The organism is Xanthomarina sp. GH4-25 (assembly GCF_045363175.1).
GTDB lineage: Bacteria > Bacteroidota > Bacteroidia > Flavobacteriales > Flavobacteriaceae > Xanthomarina.
This window is the reverse complement of the sequence record NZ_JBJFLO010000004.1, coordinates 320,261-338,987: the sequence shown is the minus strand read 5'-3', so window position 1 is coordinate 338,987 and position 18,727 is coordinate 320,261. Positions and strand designations below refer to the sequence as shown.

Annotated in this window: 21 protein-coding genes; 8 read left to right on the top strand and 13 right to left on the bottom strand. The window is 31.5% G+C overall.

Going from position 1 to position 18,727, the window contains the following annotated elements:
- Positions 1 to 112 precede the first annotated feature (112 nt).
- From ACI5KZ_RS07885 to trmB, 7 genes are all read right to left on the bottom strand, one after another.
- Entirely contained in the window at positions 113 to 445 is a 333-nt protein-coding gene (locus ACI5KZ_RS07885) for a 2Fe-2S iron-sulfur cluster-binding protein (RefSeq protein ID WP_109308725.1), read from the bottom strand.
- Between the two features lie 19 nt (positions 446 to 464).
- Positions 465 to 1,526 (bottom strand): NAD(P)/FAD-dependent oxidoreductase, encoded by a 1,062-nt coding sequence (locus ACI5KZ_RS07880; protein ID WP_109308430.1) that lies wholly within the window; start codon positions 1,524 to 1,526, stop codon positions 465 to 467.
- 83 nt (positions 1,527 to 1,609) lie between these two features.
- Positions 1,610 to 1,852, bottom strand: a complete 243-nt coding sequence (locus ACI5KZ_RS07875) for a NifU family protein (RefSeq protein WP_109308429.1) — start codon at positions 1,850 to 1,852, stop codon at positions 1,610 to 1,612.
- A gap of 76 nt (positions 1,853 to 1,928) precedes the next feature.
- Positions 1,929 to 3,065 (bottom strand): P-loop NTPase, encoded by a 1,137-nt coding sequence (locus tag ACI5KZ_RS07870; protein WP_406847367.1) that lies wholly within the window; start codon positions 3,063 to 3,065, stop codon positions 1,929 to 1,931.
- A 206-nt stretch (positions 3,066 to 3,271) separates the two neighbouring features.
- The gene (locus ACI5KZ_RS07865; RefSeq protein ID WP_109308427.1) at positions 3,272 to 3,601 is read right to left on the bottom strand and encodes an MGMT family protein; all 330 of its coding nucleotides are present in this window, start codon (positions 3,599 to 3,601) and stop codon (positions 3,272 to 3,274) included.
- A gap of 9 nt (positions 3,602 to 3,610) precedes the next feature.
- On the bottom strand, positions 3,611 to 4,243 hold the full coding sequence (locus ACI5KZ_RS07860) for a LysE family transporter (RefSeq protein ID WP_109308426.1): 633 nt from the start codon (positions 4,241 to 4,243) through the stop codon (positions 3,611 to 3,613).
- 3 nt (positions 4,244 to 4,246) lie between these two features.
- Positions 4,247 to 4,921, bottom strand: coding sequence for a tRNA (guanosine(46)-N7)-methyltransferase TrmB (gene trmB / locus ACI5KZ_RS07855; RefSeq protein ID WP_109308425.1), 675 nt, complete (start codon positions 4,919 to 4,921; stop codon positions 4,247 to 4,249).
- Between the two features lie 87 nt (positions 4,922 to 5,008).
- Between trmB and ACI5KZ_RS07850 the strand changes: the two genes are divergently transcribed.
- On the top strand, positions 5,009 to 6,064 hold the full coding sequence (locus ACI5KZ_RS07850; protein WP_406847366.1) for a glycosyltransferase: 1,056 nt from the start codon (positions 5,009 to 5,011) through the stop codon (positions 6,062 to 6,064).
- On the opposite strand, the gene ACI5KZ_RS07845 is transcribed toward ACI5KZ_RS07850, so the two are convergent.
- Positions 6,038 to 7,075 (bottom strand): ATP-binding protein, encoded by a 1,038-nt coding sequence (locus ACI5KZ_RS07845; RefSeq protein WP_109308423.1) that lies wholly within the window; start codon positions 7,073 to 7,075, stop codon positions 6,038 to 6,040. The two genes, ACI5KZ_RS07850 and ACI5KZ_RS07845, sit on opposite strands and share 27 nt — an antisense overlap.
- Entirely contained in the window at positions 7,075 to 7,758 is a 684-nt protein-coding gene (locus ACI5KZ_RS07840; protein WP_109308422.1) for a response regulator, read from the bottom strand. Before ACI5KZ_RS07840 ends, ACI5KZ_RS07845 begins: the two co-directional genes overlap by 1 nt.
- 193 nt (positions 7,759 to 7,951) lie before the next feature.
- Here ACI5KZ_RS07840 and ACI5KZ_RS07835 point away from each other — a divergent pair, with 193 nt between their 5' ends.
- The 4 genes from ACI5KZ_RS07835 to ACI5KZ_RS07820 all read left to right on the top strand — a co-directional run bounded on the left by ACI5KZ_RS07835 (position 7,952) and on the right by ACI5KZ_RS07820 (position 12,113).
- Positions 7,952 to 8,284: a T9SS type A sorting domain-containing protein gene (locus ACI5KZ_RS07835; RefSeq protein WP_406847365.1), complete on the top strand. Its 333-nt coding sequence runs from the start codon at positions 7,952 to 7,954 to the stop codon at positions 8,282 to 8,284.
- Between the two features lie 115 nt (positions 8,285 to 8,399).
- Entirely contained in the window at positions 8,400 to 10,049 is a 1,650-nt protein-coding gene (locus ACI5KZ_RS07830) for a T9SS type A sorting domain-containing protein (RefSeq protein ID WP_109308420.1), read from the top strand.
- 103 nt (positions 10,050 to 10,152) lie between these two features.
- Positions 10,153 to 11,043 (top strand): T9SS type A sorting domain-containing protein, encoded by an 891-nt coding sequence (locus ACI5KZ_RS07825; protein WP_406847364.1) that lies wholly within the window; start codon positions 10,153 to 10,155, stop codon positions 11,041 to 11,043.
- A gap of 89 nt (positions 11,044 to 11,132) precedes the next feature.
- Positions 11,133 to 12,113, top strand: a complete 981-nt coding sequence (locus ACI5KZ_RS07820) for an acyl transferase (protein WP_109308418.1) — start codon at positions 11,133 to 11,135, stop codon at positions 12,111 to 12,113.
- Positions 12,114 to 12,216: 103 nt separating this feature from the next.
- Here ACI5KZ_RS07820 and tyrS read toward each other — a convergent pair whose 3' ends face one another.
- Positions 12,217 to 13,524 carry a tyrosine--tRNA ligase gene (tyrS, locus tag ACI5KZ_RS07815; RefSeq protein WP_406847363.1) on the bottom strand — a complete coding sequence of 436 codons (1,308 nt, stop codon included), beginning with the start codon at positions 13,522 to 13,524 and terminating at the stop codon, positions 12,217 to 12,219.
- A gap of 89 nt (positions 13,525 to 13,613) precedes the next feature.
- Between tyrS and ACI5KZ_RS07810 the strand changes: the two genes are divergently transcribed.
- Complete coding sequence (locus tag ACI5KZ_RS07810) at positions 13,614 to 14,627, top strand: NAD-dependent epimerase/dehydratase family protein (protein ID WP_406847362.1); 1,014 nt, start codon at positions 13,614 to 13,616, stop codon at positions 14,625 to 14,627.
- Here ACI5KZ_RS07810 and ACI5KZ_RS07805 read toward each other — a convergent pair.
- From ACI5KZ_RS07805 to ACI5KZ_RS07795, 3 genes are read right to left on the bottom strand one after another with little or no spacing between them, the layout of a single operon-like run.
- Positions 14,624 to 15,073 carry a DUF4296 domain-containing protein gene (locus tag ACI5KZ_RS07805; protein ID WP_406847361.1) on the bottom strand — a complete coding sequence of 150 codons (450 nt, stop codon included), beginning with the start codon at positions 15,071 to 15,073 and terminating at the stop codon, positions 14,624 to 14,626. The genes ACI5KZ_RS07810 and ACI5KZ_RS07805 overlap by 4 nt on opposite strands.
- The gene (locus tag ACI5KZ_RS07800; protein ID WP_406847360.1) at positions 15,070 to 16,410 is read right to left on the bottom strand and encodes a dihydroorotase; all 1,341 of its coding nucleotides are present in this window, start codon (positions 16,408 to 16,410) and stop codon (positions 15,070 to 15,072) included. Before ACI5KZ_RS07800 ends, ACI5KZ_RS07805 begins: the two co-directional genes overlap by 4 nt.
- A 2-nt stretch (positions 16,411 to 16,412) precedes the next feature.
- Positions 16,413 to 17,138 carry a polyprenol monophosphomannose synthase gene (locus ACI5KZ_RS07795; RefSeq protein WP_109308414.1) on the bottom strand — a complete coding sequence of 242 codons (726 nt, stop codon included), beginning with the start codon at positions 17,136 to 17,138 and terminating at the stop codon, positions 16,413 to 16,415.
- Between the two features lie 107 nt (positions 17,139 to 17,245).
- Between ACI5KZ_RS07795 and ACI5KZ_RS07790 the strand changes: the two genes are divergently transcribed.
- Both ACI5KZ_RS07790 and ACI5KZ_RS07785 read left to right on the top strand, forming a co-directional pair.
- The gene (locus ACI5KZ_RS07790) at positions 17,246 to 17,899 is read left to right on the top strand and encodes a DUF4271 domain-containing protein (protein ID WP_406847359.1); all 654 of its coding nucleotides are present in this window, start codon (positions 17,246 to 17,248) and stop codon (positions 17,897 to 17,899) included.
- Between the two features lie 14 nt (positions 17,900 to 17,913).
- Entirely contained in the window at positions 17,914 to 18,663 is a 750-nt protein-coding gene (locus ACI5KZ_RS07785; protein ID WP_109308412.1) for a uroporphyrinogen-III synthase, read from the top strand.
- Positions 18,664 to 18,727: the final 64 nt, after the last annotated feature.

Below are 18,727 nucleotides of genomic sequence, written 5' to 3'. Positions count from 1 at the left end.
ACTTTAATTCTCCTTTGTTTATACATAAAAATTATATTTCTAATTATTCATCTTGTCAACAAAGGTAATGAGTTTTCTTTTCATTAGTTAACCAAGTTAAAATCAAAAATCATTAACTTTCAGGAGCAAGCTCAACTTCCAAACCTTCCATCTCTGGAGTCATCTGAATCTGACAACCTAAACGTGAATTATCTTTAACATAAAATGCTTCGCTAAGCATAGCTTCTTCATCGTCTTGCATTTCTGGCAATTCAGTGTTGCTTAAAACATAACATTGACATGAAGCACACATTGCCATCCCTCCACAGATTCCTATGGTTCCTTCTGGAGCCAGCTCGTAACTACGAACCACTTCCATTAAATTCATAGCCATATCTGTAGGTGCAACTATGTTATGAGTTACGCCTTCTCTATCTGTAATTTTTATATTTATGTCTTGTTCCATGGAAAAAGTTGCTATAATATTAGTTAATAGCTTTAACAACAGCTTTTGGCGCTTCTTTTCTTGTACCATCAAAACCATCAACGCCACTTACAGTGGTGTACTTCATTACATATTTTTTTCCTGGATTAATAATTTGATAAGCTGCTTGGCACATCAATGTGGCTTCATGAAAACCACATAAAATCAATTTTAATTTCCCGGGATACGTATTGACATCTCCAATGGCAAAAATTCCAGGAATATTGGTTTGATAGTCTAGGGCATTATTTACCTTAATAGCATTCTTTTCAATTTCAAGACCCCAATTAGCTATAGGTCCAAGTTTTGGAGACAATCCGAATAATGGGATAAAATGATCACAATCTATTTCAAATTCTCTTTCAATATGCTCAGCCTGACTAACAACCACAGCTTCCACTTTATGATGTCCTACAATATTAATGACCTCTGCAGGTGTTACCAAATTTATTTTTCCTTTATTTTTTAATTCTTGAACTTTTTCAACAGAATCTAAATGGCCGCGAAATTCATTCCTTCTATGAATTAAAGTTACTTCACTTGCAACATCGCTTAAAAAGATACTCCAATCTAAGGCTGAGTCTCCACCACCAGCAATAACAACACGTTTGTTTCTGTAAATTTCTGGGTCTTTAATCATGTACTCAACTCCTTTATCCTCAAAACTTGCAATGTTATCAATTAAAGGTTTTCGAGGTTCGAAGCTTCCTAAGCCACCTGCTATAGCAACTACTGGCGCTTGATGTTTCGTTCCTTTATTTGTTGTTACAATAAAACTTCCATCTTCTTGTTTTTCAATAGTTTCAGCACGTTCCCCAAGGGTGAAACCCGGTTCAAATTGCTTACATTGTTCCAAGAGATTTTTAGTTAAATCGTCTGCTAAGATTTCTGGAAAACCAGGAATATCATAGATAGGTTTTTTAGGATAAAGCTCTGAGCATTGTCCTCCAGGTTGTGGCAAGGCATCAATTAGGTGGCATTTTAATTTTAAAAGTCCAGCCTCAAAAACGGTAAATAAGCCAGTTGGACCAGCTCCAATAATAAGTATATCTGTTTTAATCATGAATTGTAAATTTCAAGAGACAAAGTTATTATTTACTTTATGAAATAAATGTGACAAAAATCACATTCAAGCTTTTTAACTTATTAAGCTTCCACATTAATAACTTGTTCAATTTGAGGCGCGTATTTTTTAATGGTCATTTCTACACCAGATTTTAGTGTCATTTGGTTGACACTACAGCCCACACATGCTCCTTCTAACTGTACTTTTACAAGAGTATCATTTTCTATGGATAGCAATGAAATATCGCCTCCATCACTTTGTAAAAACGGACGAATCTCGTCAAGCGCTTTTTCAATATTGATTCTTAATTCTTCTGTAGTCATAACCTTATTTTGCCTCTCCTTAACCCTCTTTGTTCAACTGTATTTAATGAAACTCAAGAGTAAATAGGAATTAAATTTATTTTTTTATTGCTGAACATCCAGCCATAGTTGTAATTTTAATGGCTTCCGTTGGTGGTAAATCTGTATTTCGTTTTACCACTTCTTGAACCACATGTTGTGTTAATGTTTCAAAAGCTTCTTCTAATGGAGTTGCTATTTGTAAAGCAGCTGGTCTACCAATATCTCCAGCTTCTCGAATACTTTGTACCAACGGTAATTCACCCAAAAATGGCACCTTTAAATCTTCCGCTAAATGTTTAGCACCTTCTTTTCCGAAAATATAATACTTGTTTTCTGGCAATTCTTCTGGTGTAAAATAGGCCATGTTTTCAATAATCCCTAAAACAGGCACATTGATACTTTCTTGCTGGAACATAGCAACACCTTTTTTAGCGTCTGCTAAAGCTACATTTTGTGGTGTACTAACTATTACAGATCCTGTAATAGGTAAAGACTGCATAATGCTTAAATGGATGTCTCCAGTTCCTGGAGGCAAATCGATTAACATAAAGTCTAATTCTCCCCAATGAGCATCGAAAATCATTTGATTTAGAGCTTTTGCTGCCATAGGACCTCTCCATACAACAGCTTGATCTGGTTGAGTAAAAAAGCCTATGGATAAAATTTTAACTCCATAATTTTCTACTGGTTTCATTTTAGATTTTCCTTCGATGTTTACAGCCAATGGCTTTTCGTTTTCCACTTGAAACATAATTGGAATAGAAGGTCCATATATATCTGCATCTAAAATACCCACTTTAAAACCCATTTTCGCTAAGGTAACTGCCAAATTAGAAGTTACAGTAGATTTACCAACACCTCCTTTTCCAGAAGCCACTGCAATGATATTTTGAATACCAGGAATACTTTTCCCTTTTATAACATTAGGCGCAGATTTTGTAGGTGTGTCTACTTTTACATTAACTGTTATTTTAGCCTTTTCATACACCAATTTGTGTATGGTTTGCAAGATCTCGACTTCGGTTTTCTTTTTGGCTTGTAAACTAGGATTATTTATGGTAATATCTACAATTACCTCATCGGCGAAAGTTACGACATTATTTACAGCGCCACTTTCTACCATATTTTTACCTTCACCAGGAGCTGAAATGGTTTCAAGTGCTTTAAGTATGTCTTGTTTATTTAGTTTCATTATTTATGTAAGACTATATAAAATAGAGTCTTTAGATTAGACGCTATTTTTTGATTTTTTATTAAGATTAATTCTAAACAGCAAATATACAGCGAAATGTTTAGAATTTGAAATAGATTAATTGAAATGATTGATGCTTGAATTTAGTTTTGTTATTGATTGTAATATTTATAATTATTTTCAAATTTCAAATAATTTACAACTAGTTACAATTCATTTGCAGGATCCCAAAAAATCTTGTTAAAGTCTTGAATTTGTAAGTCTTTAACCTTAATCCCTTCGCTTTCTAGTAGCTGTTGCATCAAGTTCGTTCCTTCAAAATGATGCTTTCCAGTAAGTAACCCTTTTCTATTTACTACACGATGTGCAGGCACCTCTTTATTATGCGAGCCATTCATGGCATAACCAACCATTCTAGCGCTTTTTGCTGCACCTAGATACTTTGCAATAGCTCCATAACTTGTAACACGACCGTAAGGTATTAGCTTGGCTACTTGATAAACTTTTTCGAAAAAATTAAGCGTTTCTTTCTGCATATTAAAGTATTAATAATATTTTCTAAGGATGCTTATTAAAGTAATAATAGAAATAATTCCAGTAATTATACCAATGATATAATTCATCTTTTTTTGCGAAGTTTCTTTAGTCTTTTTAATTTTATCGAAAAAGAAAATATACACATATAAGTTAATAAAAGATCCTATAGCAGCTCCTGAAACGTACGTTGCGATTCCAACTTTATCTAACATTAGCCAGCCAAAAGAAGCAAAAGTAATAGTCATATAAGCTTGAAAGGGAATAGGAAACATATTAATACTTGACAAAAATAATCCTTGAAAAAAACGACTTCGTTTGCTTTTGGTCTCCAAGTCTTTTTCTGGTTTGTTTTCTTTTTTGGCTATCAATAAAAAATAGATTGTAATTAACACAAAGATGACAAAGGCGACTTGTTGTAAAATATCAATAACATCTGGATGCATACTTAGATACCTAGCAAAAACGGTAGCAATAAGCGTTTGACACATGAAAACTAAAGAAGCACCAAGAGAAAACATAACACCTCTTGTAGAACCTTCTTTTAAGCTAATTTTTGCTGCAGTCATATTCAACAACCCAGGAGGCACTGCTGATAAAAAAGCGACAAGCATCGCAATAAAAAAAATGGCTGTTAAACTCAAGGTTTATTTAATTTTAAACCGAATATACGTAATTGGTTTGTTTTGTTCTAAATATTGACTTTCATAATACGTCTGAATACTAGTTACTTCCTCTGGACTACCTTCTTGTTTATACACATTATGATTGGCGTAAAGCACTTCGTGTCCAGCACCATGAAGCAATCCAAGTGTATAACCATGCATGAATTCGCTATCTGTTTTCAAATTCATAACACCATCTGGTTTTAAAACGGTTTTGTAACGTTTTAAAAAGTCAGAATTGGTCATTCTATGCTTGGTACGTTTATATTTTATTTGAGGATCTGGAAAAGTAATCCAAATCTCATCCACTTCACCTTCAGCAAAAGCATAATCAATTAATTCAATTTGGGTTCGTAAAAAAGCGACATTAGGAAGGTTTTCTTCGAGAGCCGTTTTGGCGCCTCTCCAGAAACGAGCTCCTTTAATATCGATTCCGATAAAGTTTTTGTTTGGGAATTTTTTAGCTAACGCGACACTATATTCACCTTTACCACATCCTAATTCCAAAACCAAAGGGTTGTTATTCTTAAAAAAAGAGGTGTTCCAATTCCCTTTTAATTCATATTGATTAGCAACCAACTCATCTCTTGATGGCTGAAATACATTTGCAAACGTTTCGTTTTCTTTAAAGCGTTTTAATTTATTTTTACTTCCCACTGAATGAATTTTACAATTAAAATATAATTTGGTAAAATTAAGCAATTATATGCAAGTGTTAATATCCTTATCTTTGTTTTTACAGATATGAACAAACGAATTTTAGTTGCGCCTTTGAATTGGGGATTGGGTCATGCTACTAGGTGCATTCCAATTATTAATGCTTTAATTGAAAACAAGTTAACTCCAGTAATTGCAAGCGATGGCATGGCTTTGGAGCTTTTGAAAAAAGAATTTCCAGATTTAGAACATCTTGAACTTCCTGCTTACAATGTAACCTACGCAAAAAACAGACATGTATTCAAACTGAAATTATTACTACATGCCCCAAAATTATTGAAAGTTGTAAGAGCCGAAAAAAAAGCGATAAAGCAACTTATTGAATCCAAAAACATCCATGGGATTATTTCAGATAACAGGTTTGGTGCTTATAATAGTTCTATTCCTAGTGTTTTTATAACACATCAGTTACAAGTTTTAAGCGGCTCTACCACATGGATAAGCACTAAGTTGCATTTAGAATTTATAAAAAAATTTAATGAGTGTTGGGTTCCAGATGTTCAAGAAACTCCAAATTTAAGTGGAGAATTGAGTCATGTAAATACTGAAGATATTTTAATTAAATATATCGGTCCTTTAAGTCGCTTTTCAAGAAAAGACACTCCAATAAAGAACGATCTTATGGTATTGCTTTCTGGTCCTGAACCACAGCGAACCTTACTTGAGGAGAAATTATTGGAAGAACTAAAACACTTTTCAGGTACAGTTTTATTTGTAAGAGGGGTTGTTGAAGAGCTTCAAACCATTGAGAAAATTGACAATTTAACTCTTTATAATTTTATGACGAGTAGTCTTTTAGAGACCTCTTTAAGCGAAAGCAAACTCATTATTTCAAGATCTGGATACACAACGATTATGGATTTAGCAAAATTAGGAAAACAAGCCTTTTTTATTCCCACTCCAGGACAGTTTGAACAAGAATATCTAGCCAAAAGATTAGATTATCAAAAATTAGTTCCAAGTTGTAAGCAAGAATATTTTAGTTTATCTAAGCTAGAAACAGCTTCTAAATATAACGGATTAAGTGATTTTGAATATCATGCTAACTACAGCAAACTATTCAGTCTTTTCAAGACTAAATGAAAATTCGCTACCTACACCATATTCACTTTCAATATATATTTTTTCGTCGTGTGCTTCAATAATATGCTTCACAATGGATAAACCTAAACCAGAACCACCTTCTTTTCTAGAACCACTTTTATCAACACGATAAAAACGTTCAAATACTCTGGCTAAATTTGCTTTATCAATGCCTTCCCCATTATCTGTAATTCTTACGATTACTTTATTTTTAATCAGGTTTTCTATACTAATTTCAGTTGTTCCTTTTTCTCTACCATATTTTATTGAGTTTACAATCAGGTTTGTTAAAACTTGTTGAATACGCTCAATATCTGCATTTACCAGAATAGGTTTGTTGTAGTTTACATCGAATGTTAAGGTAATTTTTTTCTTGGAAGCTTTCATTTCAAGAAGATCGAAGACACTTTTAATCAATTCTACAATATCGAAGGATGTAATGTTTAATCTTAAATCACCAGCTTCAAACTTGGTGATCATATCTAAATCTTTTACAATATAAATAAGTCTTTCAACGCCCTTATTAGCTCTGTTTAAATACTTTTCTCTTATTTTTTCGTCGTGAATAGCTCCATCTATTAATGTTAACAAATACCCTTGAACCGTAAACAATGGTGTCTTTAATTCATGAGAGACATTACCAATAAATTCTTTCCGGTACTCTTCCCTAATTTTCAAGGTTTCAATTTCTAACTTTTTGTCCTTAGCATATTTATCTATCTCTTTAGTTAATGTAGCCATGTCTGTAGTTATAGGCTGTTTTGTCAATGAAGTAGATTCTAATAGAGTTAAATCGTCGTAGATTTTTTTAACACGTCTGTAAATAAATCGCTCAACCCGATATTGAATAATAAAAAAACAAATTATATAGCATAGTATACCAAAGAGAAGTACATAGACATTCAGTTTTTCTATTACATATAAAAAAACACTCAAAAAGAGTGTAAGAACTATAGAAATGTAGCATGCTGTTTTAATAGCAAATTTGTATGTTTTTTTTATTTTTTGCATTATTCTACAAACTTATACCCAACCCCTTTGACTGTTTTAAAGGAGTCGTCTCCTATTTTTTCACGAAGTTTTCTAATATGAACATCTATGGTTCTCCCACCTACTACAACTTCATTTCCCCAGACTTTATCAAGAATTTCTTCTCTTTTAAAAACTTTACCAGGTTTAGATGCTAATAAAAAAAGTAATTCAAATTCTTTTCTAGGCAAAAGAATTTCTTCGTTTTTTAAAGTTATTTTATATTCTTCTCTATTAATAATTAGATTTCCAATTTGCACAATAGAGTCGTTTTGTTCCGTTTCTTTTAAACGCCTTAACAAAGCTTTCACTTTACTAATTAAAACTTTTGGTTTTATAGGTTTTGTAATATAATCGTCTGCTCCTGCATCAAATCCAGCAACTTGCGAATAATCTTCTCCTCTAGCAGTAAGAAAAGTGATAATGGTATCTTTTAATTCTGGAATTTTTCTAATATTCTCACATGCTTCAATACCATCCATTTCTGGCATCATCACATCTAGAATAATCAATTGTGGTTTCTCTTTTTTGGCTTTTTTAACAGCTTTTACACCATTTTCTGCAGTGATAACTTGATACCCTTCATTAGATAAATTATATCCAATAATTTCTAAGATGTCTGGTTCATCATCAACCAGAAGTATTTTAATATCCTTTTCAGTCATTTACAATATGGTTTACTTTCAAAACGTAAATATAACATTTTAGCAAAGATTGAAGTTCATAACAAAAACAATTAACGTTAAAGTAACTTGATAGTGACATAGAATTAACATTGCTATTTTTATTTGAAATGTTTAACACTTTTTTTGGTTTAAATGTTGTCTTTTTTTTTAAATTTAGTTAAACTTTCATTTTATGAAAAAGAATTACATATTTCTATTATTTTTTTTAATGGGATTGGCAAGTTTTAAAGGGTATAGTCAGTCAAATGATGTTGTTAAACCAGCAGATTCTAACATTGAAAACCTTACCATATATCCAAATCCTGTAAGTCAAGGTAAAATTTATATTACCACTTCAGAATATGCTTTAAAGAAAATTGAAATATTTAATGTTTTAGGAAAAAAAATTCTTTCAGTTTCGCTATATCAAAATGAGTTAAATATTTCAAAACTAAAAACAGGAATTTACATCATTAAAATCACCGAGAATAACACAACAGCTACAAGGAAACTTATTGTTAAGTAATGGTTATGAATGTTATATAATTGTAAAAAAACATTTAATTGATTTCATTTTTTAGCTAAAACGCTAAAATCTCCTTATATTTGTTATCCTAATTTTTATATATAAACAATTAATCATGAAAAAAATTTACTTTTTATTATTTACATTTATTGCAACTCTTTCCTATGGGCAGGAATTACTAGTTAATGGTAGTTTTGACTCTTGGGATGATGCAAATACGCCAACTGGTTTTACTCATATTGAGTCGGTTGATCAAGAAGCTTCAGAGTTTCATACGGGACTTTATTCTGCTAAACATACAGGTGGAACTAGCGATTTAGGTCAAACTATTACTGGTATTGTACCTGGAACATCTTATACTTTATCTTTATGGTATAAAGTTGAAGCAGGCACAGGAGATGGTGATGACGCTAGAATTTGGTCTAAATGGGCTATGGATGGTGCTTTAGACCACACGACTGATGCTGCAGTATTACAGGGCCCAGGTAATGCATATTTTGACAATAACGGAAACGTTTGGACAGAGTATTCTGTTACTGTGACTGCTCCAGCTACTGCAAATGAATTTTATTTTGAAGTTAGAACATATTCAGGTGCTGTAGTTTATTGGGACGATTTATCTTTCTTCCAAGAAGCAGGTGCTGTTCCAACTTTAAGTATTACATCTCCTACTGATGGTGAAACTATTCCAAGTGCTGATGTTGATATAAACTTTAGTGTTCAAAATTTTGTGGTTGGGAATCCAGGCGCTGGAATTGACGGTCACTTACATTATTATTTAGATGGTGCTGGTAGCCCAACTATGATATACAATACAGATCCTATTAACTTAACTGGTTTAAGTGCAGGTACTCATACTTTAGTTTTAGAATTGGTAGACAACAGTCACCAACCTTTACCAGACCCAGTTTCTACATCTGTAACTTTTGATGTAGTTGTACCAACTCAAGTAGCAGATTTAACAGAATTAAGAACTGGTACTATTGGAGAATTTTATCAAATAATGAATACTCCTACGGTTACTTTTACAAGAACAAATAGAAACCAAAAATACATTCAAGACAGCAGTAATTCAGCAATCCTAATTGATGATGCTCCAGGAGTAATATCAACAAGCTTTGCAATTGGTGATGGAATGAGTGGTCTTGTTGGAAAATTAGGTGCCTTTGGAGGTGTTCTACAATTTATTCCTTCTGTTGATGCTTCTGTTACAACAGGTGCTACAATAACACCACAAGTTGTAACTATTAATGATTTACTTACAGATTGGGAACCATATGAGTCTGAATTAGTACAAATTGACAACACTACTTTTGCTGATGCTGGTGGAACTTTTTCAGTAACAAACTATGATATTAGCGATACATCTGGTGGACCAATGGTATTTAGACCATTTAGTGGTACTGATTATATTGGAGAAACAATTCCTTCTGGAGCTATCTCTATGGTAGCAATTGTAGCTGAATTTGGTGGAGCTCCACAAGTAAGTGCTCGGTCATTAAGTGATGTTACTTTATCTACATCTTCTTTTGAATTAAATGAGTTTAGTGTATATCCAAACCCAACTTCAACAGGTTTTGTAAACATTTCTAGTAAAACAAATGACACGATCCAAGTATCTGTATTTGATATTCTTGGAAAACAAGTATTAACAAATACTTTAAACAACAACAGACTTAATGTTTCTACATTAACAACTGGTGTTTATATTATGAAAATATCTCAAAACGGAAATTCAATCACTAAAAAATTAGTGGTTAGGTAATTAGATGTTTTCTTAAAATTTAAAAAAGACTAGCAACATGCTAGTCTTTTTTTTGTAATATATTTGCTGCTAATTTTAAAATTTTTAACCCAAAACTTATTCTATGAAACACATTTACTTTTTATTATTTACACTTTTTACCTTGACAATGAATGCTCAATTAGCAACTGGAGACATCGCTTTTACTGGATATCAATCAGATACTCCTGACAGTTTTTCATTTGTAGCATTAGTAGATATTCCTGCAAACACAACTATTGAATTTACAGATAATGGTTGGTTAGCTGCTGGGGGATTTAGAGCTAATGAAGGCACAGCAACTTGGACTTCTCCAGGAACAATTGTTAATGCTGGATCAGAAATTATTGTAACAGATGCCAGTGGAACAGTTAACATTGGAACTATTACTGCAAGTGGCTTAGCTTTATCTACTTCTGGAGATCAATTGTTTGCATACAATCCTAGCAATGTTCCTTCTGCAGGAAATGAAACAGGTTTTTATGCTGGTATCCAAATGAATGGTCCATGGGAAGCAGATGCAACAAGCTCTAACACCTCTGCACAACCTACATCCTTAATTGGTTTTTCATTAGCTATCGATCCTGAGTTTGATAATGCTTATTATGATTGCTCTACAACAACTGGCACTATAGCTCAGATTAGAACTGCTTTAATAAATCCGTCTAATTGGGTAGGAGACAACAATGCTATTACTTTACCAAGCTGTAGTTTTAACCCAACACTTTCAGTTATTCAAAATAACATTTCAGAATTTGTAATATATCCTAATCCAACTTCAACAGGATTTGTAAACATTTCTAGTAAAACAAATGATACTATTCAAGTAGCTGTTTTTGATATTCTTGGAAAGCAAGTTTTAAAAAATACTATAAACAATAACAGACTTAATGTTTCTACTTTAACTGCTGGTGTTTATATAATGAATATATCTCAAAATGGAAATTCTATTACTAAAAAATTAGTAGTTAGATAAGTTCCTTTTTTAAATACTTTTTAAAAGCGTTATCAAAATTGGTAACGCTTTTTTTATTTTATTTACTTTTGTTTGAGACCATATATTAAATGATAGATTCAATAGACATTTTTAAAACAGATAACGAAAAAGACTTTGAAAAGTTGGCTTTAAACATCTTCAAATTTCAATTTGAGCATAATGCTGTCTATCGTTCTTTTTGTGATTTACTTTATAAAAACCCGAGTGATATTCAATCTTTAAAAGACATTCCATTTCTTCCTATTCAGTTTTTTAAAACTCATCATATTATTAGTACAAATGATGCTATTCTAAAAACATTTTCTAGTTCCGGCACAACAGGAAGCACAACGAGTAAACATCATGTAACCGATTTAAACATCTATGAAAAGAGTTTTAACAATGGTTTTAAACAGTTTTATGGAAACATTGAAGACTACACTATTTTAGCATTATTGCCAAGCTATTTAGAACGTGATGGCTCTTCTTTAATATATATGGTTGACTCATTAATAAAACAATCCAAAAAACCTAAAAGCGGGTTTTATTTAGATAACCTTTCCGACTTAAAAGAGACTTTAATTCAGTTAGAAGCTAACAATGAGAAAGCACTGTTAATTGGTGTCAGTTTTGCACTTTTAGATTTGGTGGAAATCCATCAATTTCAATTAAGAAACACGCTTGTTATGGAAACTGGTGGGATGAAAGGCAGACGAAAAGAATTGGTTAGAGAAGAACTTCATTCCATTTTAAAAGAAGGTTTTGGTGTAGAACAAATCCATAGTGAATATGGTATGACCGAATTATTAAGTCAGGCGTACTCCAAAGGCAATGGTGTTTTTGAATGTTCTAGAACCATGAAGGTTTTTGTTCGAGATACCGAAGATGCTTTAACTATTCTAGACAATAATAAAACAGGAGGCATCAATATTATTGATTTAGCAAATGTAAATTCTTGTGCGTTTATTGCAACCCAAGATTTAGGTCGTGTTTATAATAATGGAACTTTTGAAATTATTGGAAGATTTGATAACTCTGATATTCGAGGTTGTAACTTAATGGCTTTGTAAGTATTTAATTTATTAACCGACTATTTTAAAACTCTGAAAAAGAGAAAATGGTTATAGTTGATTTTTAAAGAAAACGCCTGATTTTTTAATCAGGCGTCTTCTATTAACTTACTTTAACAATATACGTGTTTTTCTTCCCTTTATTAAGGATGATATATTTGTTATTAATTAAATCTTCAGAAGTTAATTTGTAATCTTCAGTTACTTTTTCTTTATTAACTGAAACAGCATTTTCTTTTAAAGCTCTTCTAGCCTCACTATTTGATGCTAAGAAATTTGTTTTAGCAGAAAGTGCTGCAATCATGTCTAATCCTTCATGTATGTCTTCTTGCGAAATTTCAGCTTGTGGAACACCTTCAAAAACATCTAAAAAAGTGGCTTCATCTAACGTTTTAATATCTTCTTTAAACGATTTACTAAACAGAATATTTGATGCTTTCTCAGCATTTTCAAAATCTTCTTTAGAATGCACAAAAGTTGTTACTTCCTCAGCTAAGCGCTTTTGTAACAAACGTAAATGAGGCATGTTTTTATGCTCTTCAATTAAAGCAGTAATGATTTTCTTATCTAAAAAGGTAAATATTTTAATGTATTTCTCGGCATCTTCATCACTTGTATTCAACCAAAACTGGTAAAATTTATAGACCGAGGTTTTATCAGTATCCAACCAGATATTGCCTCCTTCACTTTTACCAAATTTAGAACCATCTGCTTTAGTAATTAACGGGCAAGTCATGGCAAAAGCTTTTGCTTCTTCTCCAACATTCATGCGTCTTACCAATTCGGTTCCAGTGGTAATGTTTCCCCATTGATCACTTCCTCCCATTTGCAATAAACAATTGTAGTTTTTGTGTAAATAGTAAAAATCGTAACCTTGAATTAATTGATATGTAAATTCTGTAAAAGACATTCCAACACTTCCTTCGTCTCCAGAAAAACGTTTTTTAACCGAGTCCTTGGACATCATGTAATTTACGGTTATTCGCTTCCCAACATCTCTAGCGAAATCTATGAATGAAAAGTTTTTCATCCAATCGTAATTATTCACTAAAACAGGTGCATTTGCTGCATTTGAATTAAAATCCAAAAAACGAGAAAGCACCCTTTTTATACCTGCAACATTTTTATTTAAGGTTTCTTCATTTAAAAGGTTTCGCTCATCACTTTTTCCAGAAGGATCTCCAATCATTCCTGTTGCTCCACCAACTAAAGCCATTGGCTTATGTCCAGCTTTTTCAAGATGTACCAAGAGTATAATAGGAACCAAACTTCCAATATGTAAAGAATCTGAAGTTGGATCGAAGCCTATATACGCCGTTGTACTCTCTTTACTTAATTGGTCTTCTGTTCCGGGCATGATATCATGAACCATACCTCTCCAACGTAAATCATCAACAAATTTATTGGCCATTATTTCAGTTTTTATCATTTAATTTGGGCAAAGATAAAAATCAATGATTGATTACTGTCTCTTTATTAATAATTCTTTAACTTAGTTTCATGATATTAGTTACTGGAGGTACTGGTTTGGTTGGCTCGCATTTATTGTATGAACTAGTTAAAAAAAATAAACCTGTAAAAGCCATTTATAGGAATGAAAAAAAGCTAGCTATTGTTAAAAAAGTGTTTGCTTATTATAGTGATGATCCTGATGCTCTTTTCAATAAGATTGAATGGGTTCAAGCCGATTTATTAGATATCCCTTTACTCACCGAAGCTTTTATAGATGTCTCATACGTATATCATTGTGCAGCTTTTGTTTCTTTAGAACCTAACAAATATTATTTACTTAGAAAAACTAATATTGAAGGAACCGCTAATATTGTTAATCTATGCATTACACATGCAGTTAAAAAATTGTGTTATGTAAGTTCTGTTGCTGCATTGGGACGTGCAAGTAATAATAAGGAGATAGACGAGGATACACTTTGGAATCCAGAAGCCGACAACAGTGCATATGGCATTACAAAATATGGTGCAGAATTAGAGGTTTGGAGAGGGACACAAGAGGGGTTAGACGCTGTTATTGTTAATCCTGGCGTGATTGTTGGCCCCGGTATTTGGCGTTATGGTAGCGGAAATATTTTTATGCAAGTAGCAAACGGGTTAACATATTACACAACCGGAATAGTTGGTTGTGTTGATGTATTTGATGTTGTAACCTGTATGATTCAGTTATTAGAAAGCAATATCCAAAACGAACGTTTTATTTTAGTTTCAGAAAACTGGGAATATAAAAAATTTACAGAGTGCATTGCTAAGGCTTTAGATGTAGAACCACCAACAAAAAAAGCCAACTCCTTATTATTGCAGATAGGTTGGAGACTTGATTGGTTATATTGTAAAATAACTGGAAAACGAAGAAGCTTAAGCAAGCAGTTAGCAAATACTTTAGAAACGAAATCTATTTATAATAATAGTAAAATAAATCAATTTTTGAGTTTTAATTTTAAGCCCATAGAAAGCAGTATTAAAGAGGTTTCAAAAGTTTATTTAAAAGAACACAAATACTAGTCTGTATTTTTTAAAGATTTAATATTTTTTGATATTTTACTTTTATTTTTTTGCTCTGCCCTTCTAATTGAGTCATTTTTCCTTGTTTCTTTTTCTTCTTTTTCTACAAGTTTACTATAGTCTTCTCTTAATTTCTTTAGACTGTCTTCTACCTTTGTAATAATATCTTGATATTCCTTTAAATGATAGGTGTAGTATCTATTACTTTCTGCAAATTGCAAGCTATCTATTTGGTGCTTATTAAAGATAAAGCTCTCTGGAATTATGCCGTTGTTCTCAAGCTTCGACTTATTAATTCCTTTTGCAGAAGATAATAAAGACATATCTAATAAGACGTTTACCATCTGCTCTTTAGAAATTAAGTTTTTGGGTTTTTTAGGCTTATTAACGCTAGTACAAGAGATAAAAAAACTAATAATAATTATGTAGATTAAGTTATATTTCATCTATTAAAGGTTAATCGTTTTCCATGTTTGCTAGTACTAAGCCTAGAATTTTCATAAACTACATGCCCATTTAGTATGGTGTGTGTTACTCTAGATTTAAATGTCATTCCTTCGAAAGGCGACCAACCACATTTATACATGATGTTTTGATTATTAACTGTCCAAGGTTTATTTAAATTAACAATAACAAGATCTGCAAAAAAACCTTCTTTAATAAATCCTCTTTTTTCAATTTGAAATAAAATAGCTGGATTATGGCACATTTTTTCGACAAGTTTTTCTAAAGAAATTTTTCCTTTATGGTGTGTCTCTAACATAGCCACTAAGGCATGTTGCACTAAAGGCCCTCCAGAAGGTGCTTTGGTGTAAACTTGCTTTTTTTCTTCGAGTGTGTGTGGTGCATGGTCTGTTGCTAAAACGTCGATTCGTCCATCTAAAAGTGCCTTCCAAAGCTCTTCTCTGTCTTTTGTTGTTTTAACAGCCGGATTCCATTTTATGAAAGTGCCTTTTGTCTCATAATCTTCTTCTGAAAACCATAAATGATGCACACAAACTTCAGCTGTTATTTTTTTATCTTTTAAAGGAATTTTATTGGTAAATAGCTTGGTTTCAATTCCAGTTGAAAGATGAAACACATGCAATCTGGCTCCAGTTTTTTTGGCTAACTCTATGGCTTTAGATGATGAAATATAACACGCTTTATCACTTCTAATATGTGGGTGAAGCTTTATTGGAATATCATCGCCATATTCTTTTTTATAGGTCTCTAAATTGGCTTTTATGGTAGCTTCATCTTCACAATGCACAGAAATAATCATGTCTGTACTCGAAAATATTTTTTCTAAAATTTCAGGATTATCCACAAGCATATTTCCAGTAGATGAGCCTAAAAATAATTTTAAACCAGCAACCTCTTTAGGATTCACTTTTAAAATTTCATCTAGATTATCGTTTGTCCCACCGAACATAAACGAATAATTAGCAAAAGAGGTTTCAGAAGCAATTTTAAATTTATCGTTTAAAGCCTCAATAGTTGTTGTTTGTGGGTTGGTATTTGGCATCTCAATATAAGATGTAATCCCACCAGCAATTGCAGCTTTAGATTCAGATTCAATATTGGCTTTATGTGTCAATCCAGGCTCTCTAAAATGCACTTGATCGTCAATAACTCCTGGGATGACATAGTTGCCTTCGGCATCAATGATTTGTACACTCGATGTTTTGGCACTTATAGAGCTAGAAATCTCTTTTATAATGTCGTTTTCAACTAAAATATCGCCTTCAAAAACATGACCTTCATTTACTATTTTAGCGTTCTTTATAAGTAGTGTGCTCATATTTATTTTCTATTGAAAAAACTCTTTATCTTCATTTTAATAACTCCAAAAATGGCTTCTGAAATAATGCCTCCACTCATTTTAGATTTTCCTTTTTTTCTATCTGTAAAAATAACCGGAACTTCGACAATATGAAACTTTTTCAAATAGGCTTTAAACTTCATTTCTATTTGAAAAGCATAACCAACAAATTCAATGTTATCTAAATTAATGGTTTCTAGCACAATTCTTTTGTAACAAATAAATCCAGCTGTTGTGTCTTCAATTTTCATTCTGGTAATAAATCTTACATACTTCGATGCAAAATAAGAGAGTAAAATTCGACTCATAGGCCAATTAACAACATTCACTCCTTTAATATATCTAGACCCAATAGCTATATCTGCTTGGTCTATATAACAAGCGTTATAGAGTTTTATTAAATCGTTTGGATCATGCGAAAAATCGGCATCCATCTCAAAAATATATTCATAATCTTTTTGTAAGCACCACTTGAAGGCATCAATATATGCAGAACCTAATCCTGTTTTTAACTCACGTTGTAACAAAAATAATTTACTTGGAAAACTATCTTGCAACTCCTTAACTTTTAATGCTGTTAAATCTGGAGAATTATCGTCAACCACTAAAACATGAAATGCTTTTTTTTGAGAAAATACAGCTTTAATAATAGCTTCAATATTTTCTATTTCATTATAGGTTGGAATAATGACAATGGCATCCTTCATTAAAAGCATTTAATTTTAACAAATGTAAACTATTTAAAAGAGATAGTTTTTTAAATATTCCTTAAAAAATATGAAATAAGTAATATTTTTTATGATAATTTTACATCATGTTACGTCCAGAAACTTCAAACGATTTATTTGTTATATTAATTGTAATAAGCTTAATTTTTGTTGCAATAGCAAAATTGTTATTTGAAAAAAGATTCAATCATTTTGCCTCTATATTAATTAATTCTAGTTATTTAAAAATTTATTCTAGAGACCAAAAGTTTTTAGATTTGTTTGATGGGCTATTGTTTTTAAATTTAATTTTTTCAGTCTCTATTTTTAGCTTTATAGGGTACAATACATTTCATGAAGATGTAAGTATTTCTAGTATCTTTATAATTAATTTAGTTGTTGGAATAGGTATTTTTGTTTTAATTAAAGTCCTAATAGAAAGGCTTATTGGAAGTGTATTTAATATAGATAATTTAATAGACAAATATCTTTTTCAGAAAACAAGTTATAAGAATTTTTTAGGAATTGTTTTAACACCAATAAATGTTTTTCTTTTATATAGTATCACACCAAATAAATATATAATAGTCAGTGTTATTTTTCTACTTTTAACAATAAACGTTATAGGTTTGGTAACGTCTTTTAAATCAAATGTTAATTTGATAAAAAGAGAGTTTTTCTATTTTATTTTATATCTTTGCGCTCTTGAAATTGGACCTTACATTATATTATATAAGGTTATTGTTGAAAATAAAGTTTAAAACATTCTTAGCCTATGAAAGTGAAAACAATTTTAGTGTCTCAACCAGAACCTAAAATAGAAAATTCGCCTTACTTTGATCTTCAAGAGAAGCAAAAAGTTAAAATAGACTTTAGACCATTTATTCATGTTGAGGGAGTTGATGCTAAAGAAATTAGATTACAAAAAGTAGATTTAAAAAATTATTCTGCTATTGTTTTAACTAGCAGAAATGCTGTAGATCATTTTTTTAGAGTAGCAGAAGAAATGCGCTTTAAGGTTCCTGATTCTATGAAATATTTTTGCCAATCGGAGGCTGTTGCATATTACTTACAAAAATATGTTGTTTATAGAAAACGTAAAATTTATGTTGGTAAAAGAAACTTTGCCGAGCTATCTCCATTAATTAAAAAATATAAAGACGAAACCTTTTTATTACCTACAACTGACAAACTAAAACCTGAAGTTCCAGCTATTTTAAACGACTTAAATGTTAATTGGAAAAAAGCCGTGTTTTACAGAACTGTCATAAGTGATTTATCTGATTTGGCTAATGTATATTATGACATTCTAGTGTTTTTCAGTCCTTCTGGAATAGACTCTTTATTCCATAATTTTCCAGATTTCAAACAAAACGATACACGTATCGCTGTTTTTGGAAACACCACTATAAAGGCAGCTGAAGCAAAAGGTTTACGTGTTGATATAGCAGCACCAACTCCTGAAACACCTTCCATGACGATGGCTTTACAGAAATATATTAACGATACTAATAAAAAGAAATAATATTTTCTTTGACATATATTCATAAAAAAAGAGCGACTTAATTAAGTCGCTCTTTTTTTTATAC

Bases quoted from the DNA above. Each gene is read 5' to 3' on its own strand.
- ACI5KZ_RS07885 (WP_109308725.1), bottom strand. From the start codon at position 445: ATGGAACAAGACATAAATATAAAAATTACAGATAGAGAAGGCGTAACT.
- ACI5KZ_RS07880 (WP_109308430.1), bottom strand. From the start codon at position 1,526: ATGATTAAAACAGATATACTTATTATTGGAGCTGGTCCAACTGGCTTA.
- ACI5KZ_RS07875 (WP_109308429.1), bottom strand. From the start codon at position 1,852: ATGACTACAGAAGAATTAAGAATCAATATTGAAAAAGCGCTTGACGAG.
- ACI5KZ_RS07870 (WP_406847367.1), bottom strand. From the start codon at position 3,065: ATGAAACTAAATAAACAAGACATACTTAAAGCACTTGAAACCATTTCA.
- ACI5KZ_RS07865 (WP_109308427.1), bottom strand. From the start codon at position 3,601: ATGCAGAAAGAAACGCTTAATTTTTTCGAAAAAGTTTATCAAGTAGCC.
- ACI5KZ_RS07850 (WP_406847366.1), top strand. From the start codon at position 5,009: ATGAACAAACGAATTTTAGTTGCGCCTTTGAATTGGGGATTGGGTCAT.
- ACI5KZ_RS07845 (WP_109308423.1), bottom strand. From the start codon at position 7,075: ATGCAAAAAATAAAAAAAACATACAAATTTGCTATTAAAACAGCATGC.
- ACI5KZ_RS07840 (WP_109308422.1), bottom strand. From the start codon at position 7,758: ATGACTGAAAAGGATATTAAAATACTTCTGGTTGATGATGAACCAGAC.
- ACI5KZ_RS07835 (WP_406847365.1), top strand. From the start codon at position 7,952: ATGAAAAAGAATTACATATTTCTATTATTTTTTTTAATGGGATTGGCA.
- ACI5KZ_RS07830 (WP_109308420.1), top strand. From the start codon at position 8,400: ATGAAAAAAATTTACTTTTTATTATTTACATTTATTGCAACTCTTTCC.
- ACI5KZ_RS07825 (WP_406847364.1), top strand. From the start codon at position 10,153: ATGAAACACATTTACTTTTTATTATTTACACTTTTTACCTTGACAATG.
- ACI5KZ_RS07820 (WP_109308418.1), top strand. From the start codon at position 11,133: ATGATAGATTCAATAGACATTTTTAAAACAGATAACGAAAAAGACTTT.
- tyrS (WP_406847363.1), bottom strand. From the start codon at position 13,524: ATGGCCAATAAATTTGTTGATGATTTACGTTGGAGAGGTATGGTTCAT.
- ACI5KZ_RS07810 (WP_406847362.1), top strand. From the start codon at position 13,614: ATGATATTAGTTACTGGAGGTACTGGTTTGGTTGGCTCGCATTTATTG.
- ACI5KZ_RS07805 (WP_406847361.1), bottom strand. From the start codon at position 15,073: ATGAAATATAACTTAATCTACATAATTATTATTAGTTTTTTTATCTCT.
- ACI5KZ_RS07800 (WP_406847360.1), bottom strand. From the start codon at position 16,410: ATGAGCACACTACTTATAAAGAACGCTAAAATAGTAAATGAAGGTCAT.
- ACI5KZ_RS07795 (WP_109308414.1), bottom strand. From the start codon at position 17,138: ATGAAGGATGCCATTGTCATTATTCCAACCTATAATGAAATAGAAAAT.
- ACI5KZ_RS07790 (WP_406847359.1), top strand. From the start codon at position 17,246: ATGTTACGTCCAGAAACTTCAAACGATTTATTTGTTATATTAATTGTA.
- ACI5KZ_RS07785 (WP_109308412.1), top strand. From the start codon at position 17,914: ATGAAAGTGAAAACAATTTTAGTGTCTCAACCAGAACCTAAAATAGAA.